Here is a 1,117-nt window from a genome sequence, read left to right on the forward strand (position 1 = left end):
TGCTTTTGATGGCGCGTATACTCTCTCTAATATTATCGAGCAGGTTCATGGAGCAGAATTTTATATGCGCAACACATAAAGTTACGTTAGTATAATTGTAGTGCGCTAAGGTTCTAATTTAGCGCCATTTTCTGAAAAAAGAACCAATTTTAATATATTTGTTCTAACACCTAGCCCCCGAAGATGTTTGTTCGCTATATTCTATCCTTCTGCCTCCTGCTCTTGCCTGCTTTACAGGTGGCAGCTTCTACCATACTCATTCCAATGGATGAGGCACAGAAAGACCATTTAAAATCGTACGGCGCGGCGTATTGGGCCCTTTCCAAGAACGTTCCCGTGGACTGGCTGCTCAATTACCGGGGAGGCAGCTTTGCCTTTCAGCATGCGCCCCAACTGGAGAACGAGCTCGTGGTACGCGGTATCAGTTACTCGGTTATCTCTGATGCGCAGTACAACACCATACTTACCCAAATCAGTGATCCGGAAGCAAACATGGATGTGATGAAACTGGAGAAAGTACCGAAGATTGCCGTGTATACCCCCAAGTCGAAAATGCCCTGGGATGATGCCGTGACGCTGGTGCTGACCTACGCAGAAATTCCCTACGATATGCTGTATGACGAAGAGATCATGCGGGGAGATCTGCCAAAGTATGACTGGCTACACCTTCACCATGAAGACTTTACGGGGCAATATGGCAAGTTTTACTCCAGCTACCGGCACTACCCCTGGTACCAGGAGCAGCAGCAGGAAGCTGAGGCTTCTGCCAAGTCCTTGGGATTTGCGAAGGTCTCCGAATTAAAGGGCGCTGTAGCCCGTAAGATCAAGGATTTCTGTGCGGGAGGCGGATTTCTGTTTGCGATGTGTTCCGCTACCGATACCTACGACATTGCGCTGGCTGCCGAAGGTATAGACTTCATCGAAGCCATGTATGACGGCGACGGGGCTGACCCGAATGCGCAAAGCAAGCTGGATTATAGCAAAACCTTTGCTTTCCAGGATTTCAAGCTGGTGCGAAACCCCTTGGAATACGAGTACTCCAACATTGACATGCAACCCCAGGAACGCGGCCTTACCGAAGCCAATGATTTCTTTCAGCTCTTTACCTTTTCAGCCA

1 protein-coding gene is annotated in these 1,117 nt (G+C 48.7%); it reads left to right on the top strand.

Annotation, left to right across the window (positions count from 1 at the left end; translation table 11 throughout):
* Positions 1-183: 183 nt before the first annotated feature.
* On the top strand, positions 184-1,117 hold a 934-nt coding region (locus OB13_RS20820), incomplete at its 3' end, for an asparagine synthetase B (RefSeq protein WP_461492104.1).

This window comes from Pontibacter sp. HJ8, assembly GCF_054824225.1.